This window comes from Psychrilyobacter atlanticus DSM 19335 (assembly GCF_000426625.1).
Lineage (GTDB): Bacteria > Fusobacteriota > Fusobacteriia > Fusobacteriales > Fusobacteriaceae > Psychrilyobacter > Psychrilyobacter atlanticus.
Genome location: NZ_KE384547.1, coordinates 1,340,512 through 1,362,045 on the forward strand (window position 1 = coordinate 1,340,512; position 21,534 = coordinate 1,362,045).

Consider the following 21,534-nt stretch of genomic DNA (forward strand, 5'->3'; position numbering starts at 1 on the left):
GGGGAGTTATGATTTTTGAAAACCACAATCCTTTAGAAGGAAAAGTATTCCAAATATTAGATAAGACCGGGAAGATAGTAAATGAAAGATACTATCAGGATATTGATAGTGATCTCCTTTTAAAAATGTACAGATGTATGGTTTTGTCTAGAATCCAAGATGAATGGGCATTGAAATTTCAAAGACAGGGAAGGATGTTAACTTTTGCTCCTACACTGGGTCAAGAAGGCTTACAAGTAGCATCTATGGCTGCATGTAGAGACGACGATTGGTTAGTTCCTGCTTTTAGAAGTAATGCTGCCTGGTTATATAAGGGATTACCTATGAAAAACATCTTTTTATACTGGTGTGGAAACGAAATGGGAAGTAAGATTCCTGACCATATAAATATGCTGCCTATTGCAGTACCAATTGGAACTCAATTTAATCATGCAACTGGAATTGGAATGTCATTTAGATATACTAAAGAGGATAAGGTAGTCGTAACTTATATAGGAGATGGTGGGACTTCTGAAGGGGAATTTTATGAAGGGATAAACTTTGCAGGTGTGGTAAATGCTCCAGTAATTTTTATTATTCAAAATAATCAATTTGCTATAAGTACCAGTGTGAAATCACAAACAAAGGCAAAAACCTTAGCCCAAAAGGGCATTGCAGCAGGAATCCCATCGATAAAAGTAGATGGAAATGACATATTTGCAATGTATTTTGCTACGAAAGAAGCTGTAGAGAATGCCAGATCAGGAAATGGACCAAGTTTAATTGAAGCTGTAACTTACAGGCAAGGACCACATACAACAGCAGATGATCCGACTATCTATAGAACTGAGGAAGAGCATCTAGATGGAATGTCTAAAGATCCTATTATTAGAGCTAAAAACTTTTTAGTAGAAAAAGGAATTTTAACTGAGGAAGATGAGGCGAAAATCCGAGATGAATGTAAAAAAACAGTGTTTGAAGAATTTGAAAAAGCTGAGCAGGAAAATATAACTCCACTAGAAGATATTTTTAAATATACCTATGAAGAGATGACAGAAAATTTAAAAGAACAATATGAGGAAGCTAAAAAATTGGAAGGGGGGAAAAATTAATGAAAGCTTTAAATAATATAGAGGCGTTGAACCAAGCTTTGGATCAAATGATGGAAAAAGATAAAAAAATAGTTATTTATGGTGAAGATGCAGGTTTTGAAGGAGGAGTATTTAGAGCAACGAAAGGACTTCAAGCCAAGTACGGAAAGGATAGATGCTTTGACTCTCCTCTAACAGAAGCGGGAATCATGGGATCGGGAATAGGTATGGCAATAAATGGGATGAAACCAGTTTTAGAGATACAGTTTCAAGGTTTTTTATTCCCAGGATTAAATCAATTGTTAGTCCATGGAGCTAGGTTTAGAAATAGATCCAGGGGAAGATTCACAGTACCAATGGTTGTCAGAATGCCATATGGAGGAGGAATAAGAGCGTTAGAACATCATTCTGAAAGTATAGAAGCAATGTTAGCTCATACTCCAGGTTTAAAAGTTGTGGTCCCGTCAAATCCATATGATACAAAGGGGTTGATGGTCTCTGCAATTAAAGATCCCGATCCAGTTGTTTTTTTAGAGCCTAAGAGGATATATAGAGCTTTCAAACAGGAAGTTCCCGAAGAGATCTATGAAGTTCCTATTGGAAAAGCAAGAATTTTAAAAGAGGGAAATGATATTACTGTAGTGGGATGGGGTGCAATGATCCCAGAGATACAATTAGCAGTAAAAGATTTAGAACAAGAGGGGGTAAGTGTAGAATTAATTGACCTAAGGACTATCTCCCCAATTGATAAAGAAACAATAGAAAATTCTGTAAAGAAAACAGGAAGATTTTTAGTCGTTCACGAAGCTGTAAGATCTTTTGGGGTAGGGGCAGAATTAATCTCAATAGTAAATGAAAAAGCTTTTTTGCACTTAGAGTCCCCTCCCACTAGATTAACGGGATATGATGTTATAATCCCATTAGCAAAGGGAGAAGGACATTTTATGATTAATCCAGAAAAAATAAAATTAAAAGTAAAAGAACTTATAAATTATTAAAATGGAACGTGGGAGGAGATAATGTTTGAGTTTAAATTTGCTGATATTGGAGAAGGAATCCATCAAGGAAAAGTAATAGATTGTTTTTTTAAAGTTGGAGACACGGTAGAAGAAGGAGAAAGTTTATTTTTAGTAGAAACAGATAAAGTAAATGCCGAAATACCCTCACCTGCTAATGGTATAATTGCTGCTATTAATTTTGAGATAAATGACATTATCAATGTAGGGGATGTAGTCGTTGTTATAGATGATGATACCGCTAATGTTACTGAGACGGTAAAAGGAGTAGCAGAGGAAGAAAAAGGAGCAAGTGTTGTAGGTGAAGTGACTATTTCTAATGAATTAATTCCTAGTTTCCACACAAAAGAAGTGGAAGAGAAAATAATTAGGAGAAAATCTTTAGCAACCCCAGTAGCCAGAAGAATGGCGAAAGATTTAGAGGTAGATATAAACGAAGTTAGAGGCAGTGGATTAAATGGCAGAGTAATGAAAGAGGATATTCAAAAGTTTTATAATTTAAACAACAAGGTAGAAGTAGTTAAAGCAGAAGTCACAAAATCAATAGTTTCAGAAAATTATGATGACATCAGGAAAGAGATGTCAGAAGTGAGGAAAGCTATCTCTAAAGCTACAAGCATTTCAAAAAAAGAAATCCCTCATACTACTCTATTTGATGATATAGATTTAGAAAAATTGGTAAAATTAAAGGCCGAATTATCAGAAGAGGTAGGGATTAAATTAACCTATATGCCATTCATAATGAAAGCAGTTTATTTAGGGATAAAGAAATATCCCATATTTAATTCAATAATCGATGGAGAAGGAATCATCTATAAAAAGCAGGTAAATTTAGGAGTAGCAGTGGATACTGACTATGGGTTAGTAGTTCCTGTATTAAAAGATTTATCTAGTTTAAGTATTATTGAGATAAGTGAAAAATTAAAGGATTTAGGTAATAGGGCTAAAGATAAAAAATTGTCTATAGAAGATATAACAGGTGGAACATTCACTGTGAGTAATTTTGGGAAATTTGCTAAGGCAGGCACTCCTATAATTAAATATCCAGAAGTGGCTATACTAGGGGTCGGAAGAGTTAATAGGCAGGCTGTTATAGTAGATTCAGAAATTCAGGTAAGATCAATCCTCCCCATATCTCTGTCAGTAGATCATCGAATAATAGATGGAGCAGACGGTGGAAGGTTCGTTGAAGAAATTAGATCTTATCTAGAAAATCCAAAGTTATTATTACTTAGTTAGGAGGTTAAAATATGTATGACTTAATTGTCCTTGGGGGAGGTCCTGGAGGTTATGTAGCTAGTATAAAAGCAAGTCAACTGGGAATGAAAGTAGCTATAATAGAAAAAAATAAATATGGAGGAGTTTGTTTAAATGTTGGGTGTATTCCTACTAAAACAATGTTAAAGTCATCGAGGCTTTTCAGTGACATGTTAGAAGCTGAAAAATTTGGAATAGATATAGAGGGCAGCTTTAATATAAATTGGAAAAACGTTATAAAAAGAAAAGACAAAGTGGTAAATAAACTTGTTGCAGGAGTAGAATTTCTACTAAAAAAAAATAAAATTGATATGTTTAATGGAGTAGGAAAGGTCATCAATAAAAATACAGTAGAAGTTGGTGGTAAAAAAATAGTATGTAAAAATTTACTTATTTGTACAGGATCAAATGCTAGGATTCCAGAGATAGAAGGAGCAAAAGAAGCTCTAGATAGCGGCTATCTAATGACCAGTACAGAAATTTTAAATATTAGAGAGATCCCTCAAAGATTAACAGTAATAGGAGGAGGAGTAATAGGAATAGAGTTCGCTATACTCTTCGCTTCTTTGGGGACAAAGGTTACCATAATCCAAAGAAGTGGAAGGATCCTTGATGCTCTAGATAAAGATGTAATCAAAGAAATCACAGAAGTTTTAGAAGAAAAAAATGTAGAAATAGTCTATAACACCAATACAAATTACATAGGAACTGATTATATTGAGTATACTACCAATGAAAAAAAAGTGAAATTAGAAGGAGATAAAGTTTTAGTTTGTATAGGAAGAGCACCTAATTTAAAAGGAATAAAAAATTTAAATTTAGAGATTGAAAGAGGGGCCATAAAAACAAACAATAAGATGGAGACCAGTATAAATGGAGTTTATGCTGCTGGGGATGTCAATGGAATTATGCAGTTAGCACATGTGGCTTCCCATGAAGGAGTAATAGCAGTTGAAAACATGTTTGGAGAGGATCTAAAAATAGATTATAATAAAGCCCCTTACTGTATCTATACATTTCCAGAAGTAGCAGGTGTAGGGCTCACTGAAAGGGAAGCTAAAAAACAATATCCAAATGAAATTAAAGTTTCTAAATTTCCTCTATCTGTTAATGGAAAAGCACTAGCTGAAGGGGAAGCTAGGGGGTTTGTAAAAATAATAGCTACTAAAAAATATGATGAAGTTATAGGAGTCCATATTGTTGCAAGTCATGCAACTGATATGATCAGTGAGATAGTTACTACCATGGAATTAGAAGGAACTGCCAAGGAGATCACTCGAGCTATCCATCCTCACCCAACAATGTCTGAAGCTGTTGTAGAATCCGCCATGGGGATAGTGGATAAAGCCATTCATATTTAATTTAAAATTATAAAAGGTCTATGACTCATAGATCTTTCTATAAAATAAATATTATGTGAGATCATAAAAAATAAGGGCTTAAAAGCCCTTATTTTTTAAATTATATCGTTTCATCCTTAGTAATATCTATCCAAATGCCCTTAGTTACCTCTGCCAGATATTCTACATCTATCTCTACAGCAGAGTTAGGAGAACCTCCAGCTGGATATACAGTGGTAAACTCCTTCAAAGATATATCCAAGTATATATCTAATTTTTTAGGCAGACCAAAGGGACATACGCCTCCTATAGGGTGACCCGTAACCTCTTCTACTTTTTCATACTTAACAAACTTAGGTTTTTGTTTAAAATAATCTTTAAACTTTCTATTATCTGTCTTGGCACGACCTTTAGTTAAAATTAAAATTTCTTTTTCTTTCAATTCAAACGCTAAAGTTTTAGCTATCATATCTGGCTGAACACCTAAAGCTTTTGCTGCTTTTTCTACAGTAGAGGTATCTTCTGTGGTTTCAATGATCTTTAAAGGCAGGTTATTATCTTTAAAATATTCTTTCACACTCTGAACACTCATTATTTTCCTCCTATTTAATATTAATTTTCTTTATTATTTCCCCCCGACTCAAGATCATGTTTAAGCCATCTCATAAAATTATTATTATGTAATAAATAAGTTTTTTTTGGATTATCTTTAAAATATTTATCTTTTTTTGCTTTTGGAATTTCTTTTTCATATTGAGAATACAGTTCTTCTAATTTGTTTAACAGTCCTCTAGATACTTTCATTCTCAATCCCTCCAAATATTTAAATTCTAATACTTTATATACTACAATATTTAAAGAAAATCAACTTTTCCTTACTAAAGAGTAAAGAATCAACCTACAATTTCATTATAAATTCTAGAGAAATAAAAGGTTAAAATTCTATGAAAGTTTCTATAAAAAAACCAAGGAAAATAATCCTTGGCTTTTTTTCAATGTTTTTTACATCCGTTCTTCCCACTCTTCTCTCAAGATACCATAACTTACAGAATCATAATATTTATTATCTAGAATACGGGCTTTTCTATAAGTTGCTTCCTTTTTCATCCCTAATTTTTCTGATAATTTCATCATCCGCTCATTTCCTGACCAAGTTGTAAGACCGAGCCTTACAATTTTAGGGTTTTCATTAAACACCTCAGATATCCACATCTTTAATGCGTCATAACCTATTCCTTTACCCCAATAATTTTCATTAAATATAACAACTCCTATTTCCATCCATAATGTTTCTTTAGATTTCCAATAAGAATTTACCGCCCCGATTAATTCATCGTTATCGGAGTTGACAATCATCTTTCCTGCCTTAACATTTTCTTCCCCATTTAAAAATTTATTTCTATAGTTTTCAACTAACTCTTCTAATTCATTTAATGTTGACTGCTCAAAATATGGCCCATTATATTTATGATGTTCTCTTTCTGGCTTATTTAATTCTAAGTAGCTCTCTAAATCTTTCATCATTAATTTTCTAAGTTTAATATTTTGTTCCATGGAACCCCCTAATTTTTTAATATAACACCTTCAATAGATTCATTTGCTCTTCTAAAATATAAATTCATAATAATCCCCCCTAATTTTTAATTCCTTTAAAAGTATATCATAATTTTTTATTTTATCCAGATTAATATATAGTCAGTCATTGACATTTTTTTATTTCTTTTGTTTCTTCATGAAATATGTGTTATAAATATTTTAATTTCAAAAAAAATCAGGCATAAATACCTGATTTTTTTGAATATTATTATTCTAACATAATTTTTTATACCTTATGATATCTTCAGTTCTGCTGCGCCTTCTTCAACTATTACTGTGTCTCTTCCCTCTCTTCTTATTTCATCCCATACAGAAAAATTTCCTTCTATCCCAATCTTATTTGGATTAAAGTCCCACTCATCTTCTCTATTTTCTTTCATTCTTAATTTATAATCTTTCAGGCAGGCAATTGCTGGTTTATGCATTATTAAAATTCCTACTATATTTATCCAGGCCATTATTCCTATCCCTATATCTCCAAAAGTCCAAGCCATTCCTCCTGCTGCTACAGAACCTGAAAATGTAAATCCAAGATATACTAACTTTGAAACAAATCTGACTTTTTTACCTTTTTCACTACCCTTAGTTAAATATACTAACGCTGTATCTCCATTCCAGAAAAATGCTAATAATGTAGTAAAGGCAAAGAATACTATGGCTATGGCAACTATATATGCACCATATCCAATACCTATATCTAATGCTGTAGATGTATTAGCGGCTCCTACTGATCCCATACTCATACTAGAAGTTGCACCCTTTCCTGCAAATATTGTCTTACCGGTAGCTCCATCAAAGACCTTATATGCTCCTGTAATAATAATCATCAAAGCTGTAGCTGTACATACAAATATTGAGTCAATATAGATAGAAAATGCTTGTATCAATCCTTGTTTAGCAGGATGTGATGTATCTGCTGCTGCTGCTGAAGCTGGTCCCGTTCCCTGCCCTGCTTCATTCGAATAAATACCTCTTTTTACACCCCAAGATATTGCTGCACCTGCAATTCCTGCAAAAGCTTCTTCTTTTCCAAATGCAGATTTAACTATTAAAGTTAATGATGGGATGATATCCCCGGCATTAAGTGCCAGCACTATCACTGCAATGATGATATATATTACTGCCATAAATGGAACTACTATACCAGCAAACTTCGCTAATCTTTTCGCTCCTCCAAAAACAATAACACTTAAGAATCCTACAATAATTAATCCTGTCATCCATTGAGGAACTCCTACTGCTGTCTTTAAACTTCCTGCGATTACATTTGATTGAGTAGACGGCATACATATCAACATAGCTAACACTGTAGACATTGCAAATAAATTTCCATACCAAGTTTTCCCGCCTAATAACCCTTTTTTAAAGTAATAAGCAGGTCCTCCTCTATATCCACCTTCAAATTTTTCTTTATATAATTGTCCCAATGTAGATTCCACATATGATGATGCAGCCCCTAACAATGAAATCACCCATAACCAGAATATCGACCCAGGTCCTCCTAATGCTATGGCTGTAGCTACTCCTGCAATATTTCCAGTTCCTACCCTTCCGGATACAGACATACACATGGCTTCAAATCCACTTATTGAATTTTCTGATTTCTCTCTACCTTGAACATCTTTTCCCAATAGTAATCTTATCATCTCTTTAATCATCATAAATTGAACACCACTTGTTTTTAAAGTAAAAAACAACCCTGCACCTAAACAAAGATATACAAGCACCGGTGACCAAACAATACTATTTAACCCATTAATTATAACTTCCATTAAAACCTCCAAAGTAATTTCGTACAATAAATCTAAACTTTATTTGTTTACTAAATAAAAGTTTAGCATCACTTTTCATAGATGTCAAAGCTAAAAACGAACAGCTATTCCTGTTTTTGTTCGCTTTTTTTCGTTTTAAACGTTATAAAAAGTGAATTTTTTATCAAAATTAAACGAAGAAATTAAACTTAGAAATATTAAAATTTGAATTTAGATATTATAACGTTTTAAAATAGCACAAGCAAAGAAATTAACTGTACCATCTGGAATATTTTGATTTTAAATTTTGAATTTCCAAATTTTTTTTAGATTTATATTTTTTAGATTTCAGATAGATTTATCAATCGATATTTTAGTTTAGCGGTTATTTCTTATAAAACACTCTATAGCTTATCAGTTATTACTATAACCTAATATACATATATTCAATTTAATCCGGTATAAGAAACTTTTATTAATTTAAAAATCATCTCTAATACTGTATTTTAAAATGATACTAAAGTATTTAAAAAGGTGGTCCTATTCTCTGATTAGTGAAATAAATAACAAATTTTGAGCGTTCATTAATTGTTTTTTTATTGTCGTATTCTAATACTATTCTAATACAATTATAATAAACTTTTAATTTTTTCTTTCGTTTTTTATTCCCTTCCTTTTCTAGATGACCCTGTGAAAACAAATAAGAATTTGTTTTTATGCTTACATTACTATTTTTAATTAAAACATTCTAATTATCGTGAACAAAATTCAGAAAAACTGCAGATAAAACTAATAAAAGGATATCTTTAGATATTTATTCGACAACAACATCAAACTTGGCACCGATTAGATCAGCACCACTTAAATTTACACCACTTAAGTTTGCACCACTTAAATCGGCGTCTCTTAAATTTACATTCCTTAAATCGGCATTCCTTAAATTCGCACCACTTAAATCGGCACTCCTTAAATTTGAATTACTTAAGTCAGAGTTACTCAAGTTAGCAAGAACTAAATTTGCTCTAGTTAAATTAGTTCCGGTTAAATTAGTATTGGCTAAATCAGCGTTAGTTAAATTTACACCACATAAATTTGCACCACGTAAAATATTAGCAGTTAATTTTGCACCGGATAAATTTGCGTTACGTAAATTTGTATAACTTAAATCTGTATTATTAAAATCAACACCGGATAAATTTGCATAGCTTAAGTCGGCATAAATAAAATGAGTATCCGCTAAATTGATATCACGCAGATCAGCACAAGTTAAGTTTACATTAGTTAAATTTGCATTACGTAAATCAGTATTACGTAAATCAGCATAACTCAAATCCAGATTTCTTAGATTAACATAACTTAGATCTGCATTACGTAAATTTGCTTTCCTCAAATCCCCACTTAAATCCCTAGACTGTAACATAAAAACCTCCTTTTTAATTTTTTTTAGAATATTTCCCCATAAATTTCTTCCTCTCTATTTTTTTCACAAAATTAAGAATTAGTATACCATTTTTCTTCAAACGTTGAAAGTCTAAATTTAATGGGTTTCTTTAATTTCATCAAAAAAATAAAAAAAACAGAGTATTTATAATTCTGTTTTTATAAATTGATATTTCTTCAGGCTAAATTTTACCGATTACTCCTCTCGCATAACTTACTCTATTCTTTTTACATAATGGACAAATCTTTTTATATGGAATCCCATTAGAATCTAGCTCTGTTTCAAATTCTCTTTTACATTTTAAACATAATATTTTTTTCTTTGCCATAATTTCACACCTACAAATAAAAATTACAAAGTATCAGGCATCATTTTCACTATTTATTTATTTCTTTTTCTAAGTTTTTTATTTTTTTCTCTAAATTTTCTAAAATAAAAATTAATTCATTAACTCCTTCTTGATCTTTATACTTTTTTAGAATCTGATATTTCAAACGATTAATTAAATCAATATCCACCATTCACCACCTTTTTTAGTTTTAAAATTATGTAAATAAAAAAGAGGCTATATTATTTTTTAAAATAGCATCTCTCTAAAAAAGTTTTGGCAACTGGCTGTCATATCTATAGACTTAGACCCTTAAGTTTTGCGTCATAGGATTTCCCCTATTTTGCCTTTTTCAGAATTCAATTTTTTAATTACAATTCTAATTATGTTATCATATCAATTTATTTTTTTCAACTAAAAAAACATTAAATAATTCTTTTATTGAATTGTATCAAAGGGGATTTCTCGATCTTTTTATCACTTTCTCATTGATTTGGAGATACTCTTCTAAAATCTTAGTTAAAATTTAGTTTTATTAATTAAATCTTAAATTTATCTTCATTTTTTTAATTTTTATGTTATAATTTCTAAAACTATAACACAGGGGGATTAATTATGCACTTTTTCATCAACACTAAAACTCAAGAGATTCACTCAGCTAAATGTTCTATATTACCAAAACAACTTGGAATATCTTCAGCTTTTTATGCTGATTTTAAATTTTATACTAATTTAGGATTTCATAAAAATTTAGAATCTGTCATAATGAGTGGAATCTCTAGAGGCTATATTAATGCTAGATCCTCTTCCTGTTGTTGTACTTCAATAGGCTGGTAACTTTGAAATACCTCCTTTATTTAGTTTACAATTTTGTAACTTTCATGCTATAATTTTAGGACGAAAAAGGAGGTGACTTCTATGATCTATTATATTGATTTTTATATTGATACTAAAACTTACAAAATACACCAATCTAATTGTAATCATATACCTACTGAAAATAATCTTTATCTAGGGATCTATAGGGATTTGGATGTGGCATTGGTAAACGCTATATCTAAAGGATTTAAAAAGGCTTCTGTCTGTAAATCTTGCAATATATTCTCTTAAAATAATAAAAAGAGCTACTAAGTAGCTCTTTTTATTATTCTTGAAAGTTTTCTCTCACCTATTAACTCCTCCACCTTCTATTTTTCTAAAATACCGTTACTTGAGACTCTTTGCCTGAGACCTTATAATATCGCTCCTTATCTACTTAATTTAATTAATACCATTAATAATCTTAATTAATGTCGATAACGTTTAAGTTGTTTTTCTCTCTAAACAACTATACAATATAAATGTAATGAGTATTGTAGTGTTAGTTTAATGCTGCTCCCTCCCCAAGGGAAGTCATTATAACCATTGTATAAAGAAGGCTCTTAAATGACTATTTTAAGAGTTTTTTTTATATACTCATAAATATAACTGCAACAGTGACTTATTTTAGGAGGTCCGCCTAATCGAATATATTTAAAAAATTTCTCTACTGCTTTCAAGAATTACTTTACATTTATCGTGAAACAACTCTCTTGCTTCTAAATACTTTCTTTCATCAAATAAACTCCATAGTTTATTAATTAAATTACCTTTATATCCCATTAATAACCCCTTATTGAATCCAATTAACCAATATTTTTGATTGAGGTAGTGCTTTGTCCAACAATATTCCCTTCACCATCAGTAATAAAAATACCTTTTGTAGCATCTAATATTACATATTGATTACCCCAAGGGTCTTTTACAACAGCACATTTACCTATTTTTATATCAAAAGGTCCACATATAATTTCTCCACCTGCTCTTTTTATTTCTACAATTGTATCTATCACTGATTCTACTTTAATGTCAATTTCTTGTGCCTTTCGCTCATTTTGAATAACAATTTCTGCTATTCCTTCACACATTCCAAGACCTATCGCTGAATCGGATTTCCATATAATTTTCAATCCAAGTTTATTGCAATAATATTTTAATCCATCTTCTAAATTAGGAATATAAAATTGCACACAGTCTATATTTTTAAATATTGGTTGTTTTGATATTTCCATTGATATCCTCCTTATTGAAATTTATTTTCTTTTCCAGCTATCATATTTTATTAAATCACTGGGAAAATCTTTATTATTAAAATTTATTTTCTCTTCTGATAATATTTTCATTACAAGTGGAGATGAATTTTCAATTGACAGCTCATTTAGATTTTTCCAGCATATCCCAGCGGAATCATTGATTTCGTTGTTTCCATAAACATTAATTTCATTGGAGATATCTCTAACTTTTTCTTTTAATTTTACTGAATAAAATATAGCTATATGATGAATAAATTGATAGTGTAAATATGCTTCTTTGATTTTAAAATCTTGTATTCCTAGATGTTCTAAAACTTCTATTTCATAACCTGTTTCTTCTATAAATTCTCTTTTTAGATGTTGAATAATAGATTCATCTTCAGTTAAACTTCCCCCTGGCAGATCAAATCTATTAATATACGGTCCTTTTACTTTATTTATCAATAACATTTTAGAATTTTCATAAACTATTCCATAGACACCATAATGTTTATGCCACTTTTTTTTCATCGTTCCCCCTTTAACCATATCAAAACTTTATTTTCTTTTACAGCTATTAATTTCCTTTATTTAATTATACTGTAAAAGAACCAAGTGTAATAAAACTATTAAAGAAAATTCAGGTAAAAAAGGTAAATAAAAAGGCGGACTAATCCACCTTTTTATAGATTCCACCTTCACAATCTGGACATCTTGGCAATTCCTCATTGTCAGTCTCTGTTATAAGTTCCAAGTGACACATCATGCACATATAGGTACCTAAACCTGGTTTTTCACCTGCGACATACATAGGATTTCACCTCCTAAAAAAAATCATAATTTCTTTACCCTACGAGTATACATCAAAACACTTAAAAAAGCACTAAATTTATTGTTTTTTTTTAAGAATACTAGATTTAAAAACAAGAAAGACAGTTCCTAAAAACTGACTTTTACCTGTTTCTATATAAACATAACTCTCTCCCGAGGGATTATACATTACATACCAATAAAAGTAAATATTTAAATTTAAAAAAACTAATAATTATTAAAAAAATTAAATTCAAAGTGACAAGACTTCTACAGATTTAAAAAGGAAAATAAATACATAAAAAAAATCAGATATAAAAATCTGATTTTTTCTGTCTCAATGTTATTACTTTGAAGATACCATAGAACCTAATGCTTCTCCACCTAAGATATGAAAGTGTAAATGAAAGACTTCCTGCCCCCCGTGGCTATTGCAATTGGTTATTACTCTATATCCATCCTCTGCAATCTTTAAATCTTTAGTAATTTCCTTTATAGCCTTATACATCTCCATTAGATATTCACAGTCTTTTGCTTCAATATCATTTAATGTAGGTATTTCTTTTTTAGGAACTACCAAAACATGAACCGGTGCTTGGGGATTGATATCATTAAAAGCAATCACCTTCTCCGTTTCATATACTATGGATGCCGGAATTTCTCTGTTAATTATTTTTGTAAATAATGTACTCATAAACTCTACCTCCTAAATATAAACTTTATCTACCCTTCTAATTGATCTATTCTTTTCTGGTGTCTTCCACCTTCAAATTCAGTAGTTAAGAAAACATCTACCATCTCTAAAGCTAAGATATCTCCTACCATTCTTGCACCCATAGATAATACGTTAGCATCATTATGTTCACGAGTTAATCTAGCCATTGTTGTATTTGTGCATAGTGCAGCTCTTACACCCTTCACTTTATTTGCAGCAATAGATATCCCTATTCCAGTTCCACAGATTACAATTCCTTTATCGGCTTTTTTTTCAACTACTGCTTCTCCTACTAATCTTCCATATTTAGGATAATCTACAGAATCTATAGAATTACATCCTAGATCTAAAATTTCATATCCATTCCCTGTTAAAAATTTTATTACTTTTTCCTTTAATTCGAATCCACCGTGATCACTACCAATAGCTATTTTCATTTCTTATACCTTCCTCTTATATTTATTTATAATTATAAAAAAATTATCGTCTTATTATATTCTATATACCTTATTTTTTCTAGGTTTGATTTTATTATTTTTAATTTAAAATTTATATCATTTAATTATCGGACTTTTAGATTATTTTTTATTAATTTAATTGTTGCAACGTCACATTGCTATATATAGCTTATTTCTTCTACATTTTCTAAATGATCTATATTAGAAAAATTTTCCATCTTAAATTTACCGGCACTATAACTTATAGTTGTCACACTGGTATTTTGAGGTACCGGATCTATCCAGAATTTATCCAAACCATGACCTAATACATAACCAAATATAACCTTCAATATCATCCCATGACTGACTACCATGATATCTCCTGTTTTATTTTCATCCACTAATTTACCTAGCCCTTCTATAGCTCTTTTTTCTACCTCTATAAAAGATTCTCCAGAAAAATCATTGGGATTATATTTTACAGCATCAGTCCATAAATTCATAAAAGCTTCTGGATGTTTCTCTTTAAATTTTTCTTTTTCCAGACCTTCTACATCTCCAAATCCCATCTCCATAATCTCTTGCAATTCCAGAATCTCTATATCTTTTTTTCCCTTTAAGATTCTCGCAGTATGAAGTGCTCTTCCTTGGGGGCTGGTATAGATCTTATTGAAATCAACATATTTTAGCTTTTCATAGAGAAGTTCTGTCTGATCTACTCCCTCCTCGGTCAATGGCGAATTAAGATGCCCCTGTAATTTTTTTATAACGTTCCATTCGGTCTGTCCATGTCTAACAAAATGTATTCTTAACATACTTACTCCCTTTCTTATAAATTATTTCTTATATTATATAAGTTTTTTTTTATTTTGTCACTCTATCTAAAAAAGTAACCTAACGCAACGTTTCATCCAGATAAGCATAATTTAGATTTTTATAAGTTTTTTTATAATTCCTTTCCACATTTTGGACAATATTTAAAACTTTTATCTATTCTGTTGCCACACATTGGACAGCTAACTTGCTCATAGATAATATCTTCTATATCATCATATTCTACCTTAGAACTCTCAATTATTTTATTGATTTTTTCTTCTTTGACTCTATATAAACTTCCACACGACAAACAGTTTATTAAATATACTTTATCCCAATGATATACAGGAATAAAAAACAAATCAAAACTTTTACTTTGTTGAATTAAAACCGCCTTTTCTTCCATGCATCCTGTACATTTAAACTTTACTTCTTTAAGTATTTTTCTTTTTTGTCCAATTCCAAAAACTCCTATAAAAAACATCTTTCCTCCAACTCATCTATAATTTTCTCTATTATAACTCAAATTATAACGACTGACAAAAATTACCACAAATCTTACTCTCAGGATTCAAATAAAAATTACCACTTGTACATCTCACTCTTGGAACAGCAGTACTGCTGAACATACTATAACTCACAGATAAGAGTGCTTCTACATATATACACCCTTTTCTTACGCATTCATAATGCCTTTCCAGCTCTCTCCTCTCCTCTTCCCTGGGTATCCTAAGCTCCGCCATCTATCTTCCTCCTTATACGGTAATTAGTTTTATTATAAGATCTTCAAAACTTTAAAAATAATTCTAAAAAAAGACCCAATATATTGGGTCTTTTTGATACTATATCAACTTCTAATTAACCTAATATTTCATATCCTTCTTCTGTTAATTTTTCTACAATTTTATCAGTATGTTCCTTATCAAAAGTTTCCAGTGTAAGTTTTACTTCCTGCTCACCAATTGCAAGGGAATTTTTATACATTGTTTGATTTAAAGTTAAGATATTAGCCTTTAATTCAGCTATTAATCCTAATAATTTAGTCATCTCCCCAGCTTTATCCACTAATTTTACTTTTAATGTATATCTTCTGTTTTCACCAATTAAGGCTTTGTTGATGATTCTTTCCATAAGATTAACATCTAAGTTTCCACCAGATATTACAGATACTATATTTTTACCTTTAAGATCTAAGTCGCTGTTTAAAAGTGCTGCTACTGATACTGCTCCAGCTCCCTCTGCTACTATCTTACCTTTTTCTAATAATAATAATACGGCTCTTGCTATCTCAGCTTCTGTAACAGTTACGAATTCATCTACATTTTCCTTGATGATCTCATAAGTTAACTCTCCAGCTCTTCTTACAGCAATTCCATCTGCTATTGTAGCTTTTGAATCGATTGTATAAACTTCACCTTTTTCAATTGCACTCTTCATACAAGGTGCATGAGCTGCTTCTACACCAATTATTTTTACACTTGGCTTGATAGCTTTTATAGCAGTAGAGATTCCAGCTAAGATTCCTCCTCCACCAATCGGTACAAGAACTACATCTACATCTTCTAATTGATCTAAGATCTCTAATCCGATAGTTCCTTGTCCTGCAATTACAAACTTATCATCGAATGGGTGTAAGAATGTAGCTCCTGTTTCTTTTTGGATCTCACAGGCTTTTGCATAGGCATCATCATATACAGAACCGTGTAATACTACCTCTGCACCAAAGTTTTTAGTTGCTGCTACTTTTGCTAGTGGTGCGATTTCTGGCATCACTATAGTTGATTTTATTCCTAATTTAGTTGCACTAAGTGCTACCCCTTGAGCATGATTTCCAGCTGAAGATGCAATTACACCGGCTGCTTTTTCTGCCTCACTTAGGTTGCTTATCTTATTAAAAGCTCCTCTAATCTTAAATGATCCCGTTAACTGAAGGTTTTCTGTCTTTAAATAAACATTTCCACCTGTTATCTTACTTAATTCCTTACACTCTAATAAACATGTGTCCTTTATAACCGGTTTTAAAACTTTTTGTGCCATTTGAATATCTTCTAATCTTACTTTATGCATAATTAAATCCCCCGAATAATTTTTTAGTATTAAACTCCTTAAAACTATTATATAACTAAAGGTTAAAAAAATGCAACATTTTTCGTTAAAAAATATCATTTATTTATACTCTTTTATGTCAATACTCTGTTTATTTGTTCTATTTCTATTACAAAATCACCGTTTTCCAATATCTCTTCCTCTATTAATTTATTTTTTATCATACGATAAATATCCTCTCCTAGGATGTTTTTTAAGGTTTCACCATAGGTAACTATAAAGGGTTTAAAATCATCTTCAAGGAAACCATTTGGATTTTCCCTCCTGAAAATCGGACTCATAGCAAAGTCTATATTTATACAAGATTTTGTATAAAAATTCTCTATAGTGAAATTATTAGTAAAATCATCAGGTAGTGTAAAGTAGAGAGTATTTGTCTCTTCATCCAAGATTATCTCCAATGGCCATATACTGCATATGAGTGGTTTATTATCTATAATTTCTTTGGGACTCATATTTTTTTCCAGACAAATTGAGTGCAGTGAGCACAAAGTCTGACCATTTTTAGGAGTATATGCACAGGCACACAGGTCTACCTCATTGCCTAAATGCTTAGAAGGAATCAATACATCCTCCTCTAAAATCATATCTTCTATCTCATCACTATCATTTCCCAGCTCCTCCAATATATCCAGAGTCTTGGTAAGTTTATTATAACTCTCTTTATTTTCCAATATAAAATTTCTGATTTTTTTATTGAATATTGCCGGGGCATCACCGCAGCAATGTTCAACACAATTAAAACAATCAAAATTAGTTAAATTTGCAAACATTGCATAATCTATAACGGCATTATATTCCTTTCCCTTTAATGTAACCTTTGTTTTTATAGTATCTATCCCGCTGAAATACCTTCTGATCCTCTCTTCAATTTCTTCGCTGACTGTATCTAATCCACCCTTTGGATGGTCTGTAAATAAAAAATACTTCATTCTTTTTCTCCTTCTAATACATATTTAAATTTCTATCTTACACTAATTATTATAAAATTTATAGAACACAGATTATATCCTCTGTGCATACAAATATTAAAAACTAAATTTAAAAATCTGACACTTAAATACAAACAAAACTAGACTTTTTTAATCTTTACACGAAGAGTATGAAGGTTATTGATAAAGCTCACTAAGTTCTAAATATTCTTTGTGTGCCTTCTTTCATTTTCTTTGTGTACTTTATGTCCGAAGTTTTATTGTTGGTTATTCTATTAAGTTCTACCAAAGATTTGTGGCTAAGTCGTTATCTTTCCTGTCCACCGAATCAGATCTCGTGTTTTTTCAAAACTCTCGCCATTTAAAAAATCTTTTGGATTTTTTAAATTTCCACAGATAGCTGGATGATTGTGCTCTATCACTTGGGATTTTTCAATATACTTTCTATATTTTCCTGCTTTAGCTCCCCAAAGTAAAAAAATAATATTATTATTTTTTTCCTCTATAAATCCTATAAGTTTTTCTGTGAAATTCCCCCATAATTTAATATGACTTCCAGAGTTTCCTACTTCAACTGTCAGTGCAGTATTTAAAAGGAGCACCCCTTGGGACTCCCAGGACTTAAACAATTCATTTGGCGGAAGGATGTCAAAGGTTTTATCATTTATTTCCTGTCTTAGTTTGTCTATTCCAGGGATCTCTCCCATATAAGTTTTATAGATTAATTTCACCATATTTTTTAATGAGGTATTTACTCCCTTGTCCATCCATGAATCCTTCTCCACTTCAAATGCTAAGCCTGTCGCCACTCCTTTCTGTGGGTATGGGTCCATGGCCAGAAGCACTACCTTTACCTTGCTCAAATCATCTCTAAACACTTTAAATATATCTGAGTTCACAGGAGTGTAGTTACTGATTACTTCCATTATCTTCTCTATTTCCTGTATTACCTCTAAAGTAAAAAATTCATGATAGCTATCATGAATTTTATTATCCTCTAAAAATTTATTTCTATCTAAGTTCAATTTTGCCTCCTAAATTTTTTCACCTTTAAATTCAAATTTTTCTCCACTTTTTACTAAATATCTTTTTATAAATTCTCCCTGGATCTCTGGATAGGTTAAGTTTGAAGGAATTTCTTCCACCAGGATTTTATCCTCCATCTCAAAATTAGGAAGGTCACCAAACTTGTTTATCGCAGCCATAAAGACACTACCATAATTTAAGTCTCCATCTCTCTCTACACTATAGTCACACAGGTAAGTCAGCTCAAAACTAGTTGCACCACTTTCTTCATACAATTCTCTCTTGGCTGCCATCTCTGCTGTTTCACCTTTTTCAATGTGTCCCCCAGGCAGCTCCAGGGTGTCTCTCTCTTCATGTTTCACTAAAACTAATTTTCCTTCGTACAGGGGAATGATTACCGAATATTTTTTTTTATCCACAGCATTTTGATTATAAAATTTTATCTCCATAAAAGCCTCCCTTATCTCTAAATTACAATTTTTTTAAAATATACTTAGATCCAATTCTTTGGATAGATCTTCTAATATACCGTCTCCACCTATAGAGTTACCTTTTTTATCCAGAGCCGGACCATATATTCCTATCCCCATTTTATTCGGAAGAACTGACATTATTCCTCCTCCTACTCCACTTTTTGATGGTATTCCTACTTTTAGAGCAAACTCTCCAGATCCATCATACATTCCACAAGTCATCATCAATGATTTTACAACTCTAGCCTCATAATCTGATATTATTTTTTCTCCAGTAGATAACCTTCCATTTCTAGCCAAAAACATACCAACCATAGCCAGATCCATTGTAGTTACTTCTATAGAACACTGCTTAAAGTATACATCCAGACTCTCTTCTACAGAGGATTCTATTACTCCTTGGTCTTTCATAAAATAAGCCATAGCCCTATTTTTATTTCCTGTTCTATTTTCTCCTAAATATATTTCCTCATTGTATGTCAGTGTATCATTTTCAGTTACCAGTTTGAAAAAATCCAGAAGTCTCTTAAATTTATCTTCCTTATTTTCACCTTTTATCATAGATGAAACTGCTATAGCTCCTGCATTTATCATTGGATTATAAGGTTTTTTTATAATAGCTGTCTCCAGTCTGATCATAGAATTAAAAGCATCTCCTGTAGGTTCAGTTCCTACTTTTGAAAATACATAATCTACACCATTATCTAACATAGCCAGCATAAGGGCTATTGGTTTAGATACACTTTGAATAGTAAATTTTTTATTATAGTCACCATATACATATCTATTTCCATCCATGTCCAATAAACATATCCCCAAGTCTTCTTTTTGTGCTTTATCCAATCCAGGTATGTAGTTAGCTACATTTCCAAATTTTGTTTTAATTTTATTTTTTTTAACTATTTTATCTAAAAGAATTTCCATTACTCTCCCCCATATACTCTGTTCATTTTAAAAATAAATAAATATCAAAAAAACGATTATTTTTTATTTTCGTTTACCTAAAGTTTACCACATCATCCATTAAAATAAAAGCCAATACAACTTTATTCATAGATCTTTTAGAGGCAGTAAATCTTTATAAATATTGAAAATACCTTTTTACTCCTAAAAAAAATTTAAACAGACTATCCTGTTATTTTAAAAAAGTAAAAGGAATCTCCAGGTAAATAATATCAACTTTAATTAAATTAATAGAAGTATTTTTTTGATTTATATAAAAATATCATATTTTATAGTAATAAAAACATTGAACTTGATTTTTGCATCAAAATATTGTATAATGTTGTGCCTAGTTTTTTATTTATATAAAGAGGCTATAGTTAGAAAATAAATTACAGATAGTAAAAGGAGATATAAATCATGAAAACTTTACCAAATTGTCCAAAATGCAATTCAGAATATACATATGAAGATGGAAACCTTATGGTCTGTCCTGAATGTTCATACGAGTGGAACCCAGAGATCGAAGCTGCAGAAAATGCAGAAAAAGTGTACAAAGATAGCAATGGAAATGTCTTAGTAGATGGAGATACAGTTAGTGTAATCAAAGACCTTAAAGTAAAAGGAAGTTCTCTTGTAGTAAAGAAAGGAACTAAAGTAAGAAACATAAGATTAGTAGATGCAGATCATGACATCAAATGTAAAATTGATGGTATCGGATCTATGGAATTAAAAACTGAATTCGTAAAAAAAATATAATTTTTAAATCTTCCTGGTTAATCAGATCTGTTATCTGATTGATAGGAAGGTTTTTTTATTATGCCTATTTCAATGAAACGTCACGTTGCTTTTTTATTTCTATAAAGATAAAATAAAAAAGGAAATATAAATTTAATGTGTAGATTATAATTAGAGTGAAAGTTAAAAAAATTAACTAGGGGTGATTATTATGTCTAAACATTATCATGAAAAATTTATCGCTTATATAAAACATCTGCTTGAAATTGAAAAACATTCTATGGAAAATATCTCTAAGAAAACAGGAATCCCTATGGATGACCTAAAGAAATTTCATGAAGAAGATGATATTGCCAACAAATTTGAATATGAAAAATTAATTGAAGCATTTGATCCGGATAAAAAAGACGAAAAAAACAAAACTGAGGAAAGTAAATAGAAACCAAAAAAATCTCCCATGTGGAGATTTTTTTACTATACTAAGAAATTATACCCGCAAGGGGCATAATACTATCTGTTTATTTTAATAAACATAGGATTTTGAGATAAAATTTATAAAAACCTAGATTACGCCTGTCTAGATGCAACGTCACGTTGCTTTTTAATTTTTTTATTGGTATTATTATCTTAGACAACAGATGTTAGAG

29 protein-coding genes and 1 riboswitch are annotated in these 21,534 nt (G+C 30.8%); of the genes, 8 read left to right on the plus strand and 21 right to left on the minus strand.

Annotated elements, in window-relative coordinates; genetic code table 11:
• The first annotated feature begins 8 nt into the window (after nucleotides 1-8).
• The 4 genes from pdhA to lpdA are packed head-to-tail and all read left to right on the plus strand — an operon-like array spanning nucleotide 9 to nucleotide 4,704.
• Entirely contained in the window at nucleotides 9-1,091 is a 1,083-nt protein-coding gene (gene pdhA, locus K337_RS0106800) for a pyruvate dehydrogenase (acetyl-transferring) E1 component subunit alpha (RefSeq protein ID WP_028855949.1), read from the plus strand.
• Nucleotides 1,091-2,068: an alpha-ketoacid dehydrogenase subunit beta gene (locus tag K337_RS0106805; protein ID WP_028855950.1), complete on the plus strand. Its 978-nt coding sequence runs from the start codon at nucleotides 1,091-1,093 to the stop codon at nucleotides 2,066-2,068. The genes pdhA and K337_RS0106805 overlap by 1 nt, the downstream gene beginning before the upstream one ends.
• A 21-nt stretch (nucleotides 2,069-2,089) precedes the next feature.
• On the plus strand, nucleotides 2,090-3,325 hold the full coding sequence (locus K337_RS0106810) for a dihydrolipoamide acetyltransferase family protein (protein ID WP_028855951.1): 1,236 nt from the start codon (nucleotides 2,090-2,092) through the stop codon (nucleotides 3,323-3,325).
• An 11-nt stretch (nucleotides 3,326-3,336) separates the two neighbouring features.
• Nucleotides 3,337-4,704: a dihydrolipoyl dehydrogenase gene (lpdA, locus tag K337_RS0106815; RefSeq protein WP_028855952.1), complete on the plus strand. Its 1,368-nt coding sequence runs from the start codon at nucleotides 3,337-3,339 to the stop codon at nucleotides 4,702-4,704.
• 100 nt (nucleotides 4,705-4,804) lie between these two features.
• Here the strand turns inward: lpdA and K337_RS0106820 are convergent, their stop codons facing one another.
• From K337_RS0106820 to K337_RS19785, 7 genes are all read right to left on the minus strand, one after another.
• A complete protein-coding gene (locus tag K337_RS0106820) occupies nucleotides 4,805-5,275 on the minus strand; it encodes a YbaK/EbsC family protein (protein ID WP_028855953.1) in 471 nt (156 codons plus the stop codon).
• Between the two features lie 20 nt (nucleotides 5,276-5,295).
• Nucleotides 5,296-5,487: a hypothetical protein gene (locus tag K337_RS0106825; RefSeq protein ID WP_028855954.1), complete on the minus strand. Its 192-nt coding sequence runs from the start codon at nucleotides 5,485-5,487 to the stop codon at nucleotides 5,296-5,298.
• A 198-nt stretch (nucleotides 5,488-5,685) separates the two neighbouring features.
• On the minus strand, nucleotides 5,686-6,237 hold the full coding sequence (locus K337_RS0106830) for a GNAT family N-acetyltransferase (RefSeq protein ID WP_037029234.1): 552 nt from the start codon (nucleotides 6,235-6,237) through the stop codon (nucleotides 5,686-5,688).
• A 275-nt stretch (nucleotides 6,238-6,512) separates the two neighbouring features.
• Complete coding sequence (locus K337_RS17860) at nucleotides 6,513-8,051, minus strand: alanine/glycine:cation symporter family protein (RefSeq protein ID WP_051251646.1); 1,539 nt, start codon at nucleotides 8,049-8,051, stop codon at nucleotides 6,513-6,515.
• 793 nt (nucleotides 8,052-8,844) lie between these two features.
• Nucleotides 8,845-9,450: a pentapeptide repeat-containing protein gene (locus tag K337_RS17865; RefSeq protein ID WP_051251647.1), complete on the minus strand. Its 606-nt coding sequence runs from the start codon at nucleotides 9,448-9,450 to the stop codon at nucleotides 8,845-8,847.
• A 202-nt stretch (nucleotides 9,451-9,652) separates the two neighbouring features.
• Nucleotides 9,653-9,799, minus strand: a complete 147-nt coding sequence (locus tag K337_RS19780; RefSeq protein ID WP_156877332.1) for a hypothetical protein — start codon at nucleotides 9,797-9,799, stop codon at nucleotides 9,653-9,655.
• Nucleotides 9,800-9,848: 49 nt separating this feature from the next.
• Nucleotides 9,849-9,989: a hypothetical protein gene (locus tag K337_RS19785; protein ID WP_156877333.1), complete on the minus strand. Its 141-nt coding sequence runs from the start codon at nucleotides 9,987-9,989 to the stop codon at nucleotides 9,849-9,851.
• 85 nt (nucleotides 9,990-10,074) lie between these two features.
• Nucleotides 10,075-10,157: riboswitch (cyclic di-GMP riboswitch) on the minus strand.
• Nucleotides 10,158-10,414: 257 nt separating this feature from the next.
• Between K337_RS19785 and K337_RS0106855 the strand changes: the two genes are divergently transcribed.
• Together K337_RS0106855 and K337_RS0106860 are read left to right on the plus strand one after the other, a co-directional pair.
• Nucleotides 10,415-10,636, plus strand: a complete 222-nt coding sequence (locus K337_RS0106855) for a hypothetical protein (protein ID WP_028855956.1) — start codon at nucleotides 10,415-10,417, stop codon at nucleotides 10,634-10,636.
• Between the two features lie 81 nt (nucleotides 10,637-10,717).
• Nucleotides 10,718-10,909 carry a hypothetical protein gene (locus K337_RS0106860; protein WP_028855957.1) on the plus strand — a complete coding sequence of 64 codons (192 nt, stop codon included), beginning with the start codon at nucleotides 10,718-10,720 and terminating at the stop codon, nucleotides 10,907-10,909.
• Between the two features lie 402 nt (nucleotides 10,910-11,311).
• Here the strand turns inward: K337_RS0106860 and K337_RS20360 are convergent, their stop codons facing one another.
• The 14 genes from K337_RS20360 to glsA all read right to left on the minus strand — a co-directional run bounded on the left by K337_RS20360 (nucleotide 11,312) and on the right by glsA (nucleotide 20,131).
• On the minus strand, nucleotides 11,312-11,440 hold the full coding sequence (locus K337_RS20360) for a hypothetical protein (RefSeq protein ID WP_281168327.1): 129 nt from the start codon (nucleotides 11,438-11,440) through the stop codon (nucleotides 11,312-11,314).
• Between the two features lie 23 nt (nucleotides 11,441-11,463).
• A complete protein-coding gene (locus K337_RS0106870; RefSeq protein ID WP_037029236.1) occupies nucleotides 11,464-11,889 on the minus strand; it encodes a VOC family protein in 426 nt (141 codons plus the stop codon).
• A 21-nt stretch (nucleotides 11,890-11,910) separates the two neighbouring features.
• Nucleotides 11,911-12,420 carry an NUDIX hydrolase gene (locus K337_RS0106875; protein ID WP_028855959.1) on the minus strand — a complete coding sequence of 170 codons (510 nt, stop codon included), beginning with the start codon at nucleotides 12,418-12,420 and terminating at the stop codon, nucleotides 11,911-11,913.
• 139 nt (nucleotides 12,421-12,559) lie between these two features.
• Nucleotides 12,560-12,700 carry a zinc ribbon-containing protein gene (locus K337_RS19555; RefSeq protein ID WP_084140808.1) on the minus strand — a complete coding sequence of 47 codons (141 nt, stop codon included), beginning with the start codon at nucleotides 12,698-12,700 and terminating at the stop codon, nucleotides 12,560-12,562.
• 345 nt (nucleotides 12,701-13,045) lie between these two features.
• Nucleotides 13,046-13,393 (minus strand): histidine triad nucleotide-binding protein, encoded by a 348-nt coding sequence (locus K337_RS0106885; RefSeq protein ID WP_028855960.1) that lies wholly within the window; start codon nucleotides 13,391-13,393, stop codon nucleotides 13,046-13,048.
• Nucleotides 13,394-13,422: 29 nt separating this feature from the next.
• Entirely contained in the window at nucleotides 13,423-13,851 is a 429-nt protein-coding gene (gene rpiB, locus K337_RS0106890; RefSeq protein WP_028855961.1) for a ribose 5-phosphate isomerase B, read from the minus strand.
• Between the two features lie 179 nt (nucleotides 13,852-14,030).
• On the minus strand, nucleotides 14,031-14,669 hold the full coding sequence (locus tag K337_RS0106895; protein ID WP_037029238.1) for a histidine phosphatase family protein: 639 nt from the start codon (nucleotides 14,667-14,669) through the stop codon (nucleotides 14,031-14,033).
• A 131-nt stretch (nucleotides 14,670-14,800) separates the two neighbouring features.
• Nucleotides 14,801-15,154 carry a zinc-ribbon domain-containing protein gene (locus K337_RS0106900; protein ID WP_028855963.1) on the minus strand — a complete coding sequence of 118 codons (354 nt, stop codon included), beginning with the start codon at nucleotides 15,152-15,154 and terminating at the stop codon, nucleotides 14,801-14,803.
• 43 nt (nucleotides 15,155-15,197) lie between these two features.
• Nucleotides 15,198-15,413 (minus strand): hypothetical protein, encoded by a 216-nt coding sequence (locus tag K337_RS0106905; protein WP_028855964.1) that lies wholly within the window; start codon nucleotides 15,411-15,413, stop codon nucleotides 15,198-15,200.
• 115 nt (nucleotides 15,414-15,528) lie between these two features.
• Entirely contained in the window at nucleotides 15,529-16,737 is a 1,209-nt protein-coding gene (gene ilvA, locus K337_RS0106910) for a threonine ammonia-lyase (RefSeq protein ID WP_028855965.1), read from the minus strand.
• Nucleotides 16,738-16,850: 113 nt separating this feature from the next.
• Nucleotides 16,851-17,708, minus strand: a complete 858-nt coding sequence (locus K337_RS0106915; protein WP_028855966.1) for a hypothetical protein — start codon at nucleotides 17,706-17,708, stop codon at nucleotides 16,851-16,853.
• Nucleotides 17,709-18,007: 299 nt separating this feature from the next.
• A complete protein-coding gene (locus tag K337_RS17870) occupies nucleotides 18,008-18,733 on the minus strand; it encodes a uracil-DNA glycosylase (protein ID WP_037029239.1) in 726 nt (241 codons plus the stop codon).
• Between the two features lie 9 nt (nucleotides 18,734-18,742).
• Nucleotides 18,743-19,183, minus strand: a complete 441-nt coding sequence (locus tag K337_RS17875) for an NUDIX hydrolase (protein ID WP_084140809.1) — start codon at nucleotides 19,181-19,183, stop codon at nucleotides 18,743-18,745.
• 33 nt (nucleotides 19,184-19,216) lie between these two features.
• Complete coding sequence (gene glsA / locus K337_RS0106930) at nucleotides 19,217-20,131, minus strand: glutaminase A (protein WP_028855967.1); 915 nt, start codon at nucleotides 20,129-20,131, stop codon at nucleotides 19,217-19,219.
• A gap of 438 nt (nucleotides 20,132-20,569) precedes the next feature.
• Between glsA and K337_RS0106935 the strand changes: the two genes are divergently transcribed.
• A complete protein-coding gene (locus K337_RS0106935) occupies nucleotides 20,570-20,908 on the plus strand; it encodes a zinc ribbon domain-containing protein YjdM (protein ID WP_028855968.1) in 339 nt (112 codons plus the stop codon).
• A gap of 190 nt (nucleotides 20,909-21,098) precedes the next feature.
• A complete protein-coding gene (locus tag K337_RS0106940; protein WP_028855969.1) occupies nucleotides 21,099-21,326 on the plus strand; it encodes a hypothetical protein in 228 nt (75 codons plus the stop codon).
• The last annotated feature ends 208 nt before the right edge of the window (nucleotides 21,327-21,534 follow it).

What these genes read in the sequence shown, in the direction of transcription:
- pdhA (WP_028855949.1), top strand. Translation starts at nt 9, where the DNA reads ATGATTTTTGAAAACCACAATCCTTTAGAAGGAAAAGTATTCCAAATA.
- K337_RS0106805 (WP_028855950.1), top strand. Translation starts at nt 1,091, where the DNA reads ATGAAAGCTTTAAATAATATAGAGGCGTTGAACCAAGCTTTGGATCAA.
- K337_RS0106810 (WP_028855951.1), top strand. Translation starts at nt 2,090, where the DNA reads ATGTTTGAGTTTAAATTTGCTGATATTGGAGAAGGAATCCATCAAGGA.
- lpdA (WP_028855952.1), top strand. Translation starts at nt 3,337, where the DNA reads ATGTATGACTTAATTGTCCTTGGGGGAGGTCCTGGAGGTTATGTAGCT.
- K337_RS0106820 (WP_028855953.1), bottom strand. Translation starts at nt 5,275, where the DNA reads ATGAGTGTTCAGAGTGTGAAAGAATATTTTAAAGATAATAACCTGCCT.
- K337_RS0106825 (WP_028855954.1), bottom strand. Translation starts at nt 5,487, where the DNA reads ATGAAAGTATCTAGAGGACTGTTAAACAAATTAGAAGAACTGTATTCT.
- K337_RS0106830 (WP_037029234.1), bottom strand. Translation starts at nt 6,237, where the DNA reads ATGGAACAAAATATTAAACTTAGAAAATTAATGATGAAAGATTTAGAG.
- K337_RS17860 (WP_051251646.1), bottom strand. Translation starts at nt 8,051, where the DNA reads ATGGAAGTTATAATTAATGGGTTAAATAGTATTGTTTGGTCACCGGTG.
- K337_RS17865 (WP_051251647.1), bottom strand. Translation starts at nt 9,450, where the DNA reads ATGTTACAGTCTAGGGATTTAAGTGGGGATTTGAGGAAAGCAAATTTA.
- K337_RS19780 (WP_156877332.1), bottom strand. Translation starts at nt 9,799, where the DNA reads ATGGCAAAGAAAAAAATATTATGTTTAAAATGTAAAAGAGAATTTGAA.
- K337_RS0106855 (WP_028855956.1), top strand. Translation starts at nt 10,415, where the DNA reads ATGCACTTTTTCATCAACACTAAAACTCAAGAGATTCACTCAGCTAAA.
- K337_RS0106860 (WP_028855957.1), top strand. Translation starts at nt 10,718, where the DNA reads ATGATCTATTATATTGATTTTTATATTGATACTAAAACTTACAAAATA.
- K337_RS20360 (WP_281168327.1), bottom strand. Translation starts at nt 11,440, where the DNA reads ATGGGATATAAAGGTAATTTAATTAATAAACTATGGAGTTTATTTGAT.
- K337_RS0106870 (WP_037029236.1), bottom strand. Translation starts at nt 11,889, where the DNA reads ATGGAAATATCAAAACAACCAATATTTAAAAATATAGACTGTGTGCAA.
- K337_RS0106875 (WP_028855959.1), bottom strand. Translation starts at nt 12,420, where the DNA reads ATGAAAAAAAAGTGGCATAAACATTATGGTGTCTATGGAATAGTTTAT.
- K337_RS19555 (WP_084140808.1), bottom strand. Translation starts at nt 12,700, where the DNA reads ATGTATGTCGCAGGTGAAAAACCAGGTTTAGGTACCTATATGTGCATG.
- K337_RS0106885 (WP_028855960.1), bottom strand. Translation starts at nt 13,393, where the DNA reads ATGAGTACATTATTTACAAAAATAATTAACAGAGAAATTCCGGCATCC.
- rpiB (WP_028855961.1), bottom strand. Translation starts at nt 13,851, where the DNA reads ATGAAAATAGCTATTGGTAGTGATCACGGTGGATTCGAATTAAAGGAA.
- K337_RS0106895 (WP_037029238.1), bottom strand. Translation starts at nt 14,669, where the DNA reads ATGTTAAGAATACATTTTGTTAGACATGGACAGACCGAATGGAACGTT.
- K337_RS0106900 (WP_028855963.1), bottom strand. Translation starts at nt 15,154, where the DNA reads ATGTTTTTTATAGGAGTTTTTGGAATTGGACAAAAAAGAAAAATACTT.
- K337_RS0106905 (WP_028855964.1), bottom strand. Translation starts at nt 15,413, where the DNA reads ATGGCGGAGCTTAGGATACCCAGGGAAGAGGAGAGGAGAGAGCTGGAA.
- ilvA (WP_028855965.1), bottom strand. Translation starts at nt 16,737, where the DNA reads ATGCATAAAGTAAGATTAGAAGATATTCAAATGGCACAAAAAGTTTTA.
- K337_RS0106915 (WP_028855966.1), bottom strand. Translation starts at nt 17,708, where the DNA reads ATGAAGTATTTTTTATTTACAGACCATCCAAAGGGTGGATTAGATACA.
- K337_RS17875 (WP_084140809.1), bottom strand. Translation starts at nt 19,183, where the DNA reads ATGGAGATAAAATTTTATAATCAAAATGCTGTGGATAAAAAAAAATAT.
- glsA (WP_028855967.1), bottom strand. Translation starts at nt 20,131, where the DNA reads ATGGAAATTCTTTTAGATAAAATAGTTAAAAAAAATAAAATTAAAACA.
- K337_RS0106935 (WP_028855968.1), top strand. Translation starts at nt 20,570, where the DNA reads ATGAAAACTTTACCAAATTGTCCAAAATGCAATTCAGAATATACATAT.
- K337_RS0106940 (WP_028855969.1), top strand. Translation starts at nt 21,099, where the DNA reads ATGTCTAAACATTATCATGAAAAATTTATCGCTTATATAAAACATCTG.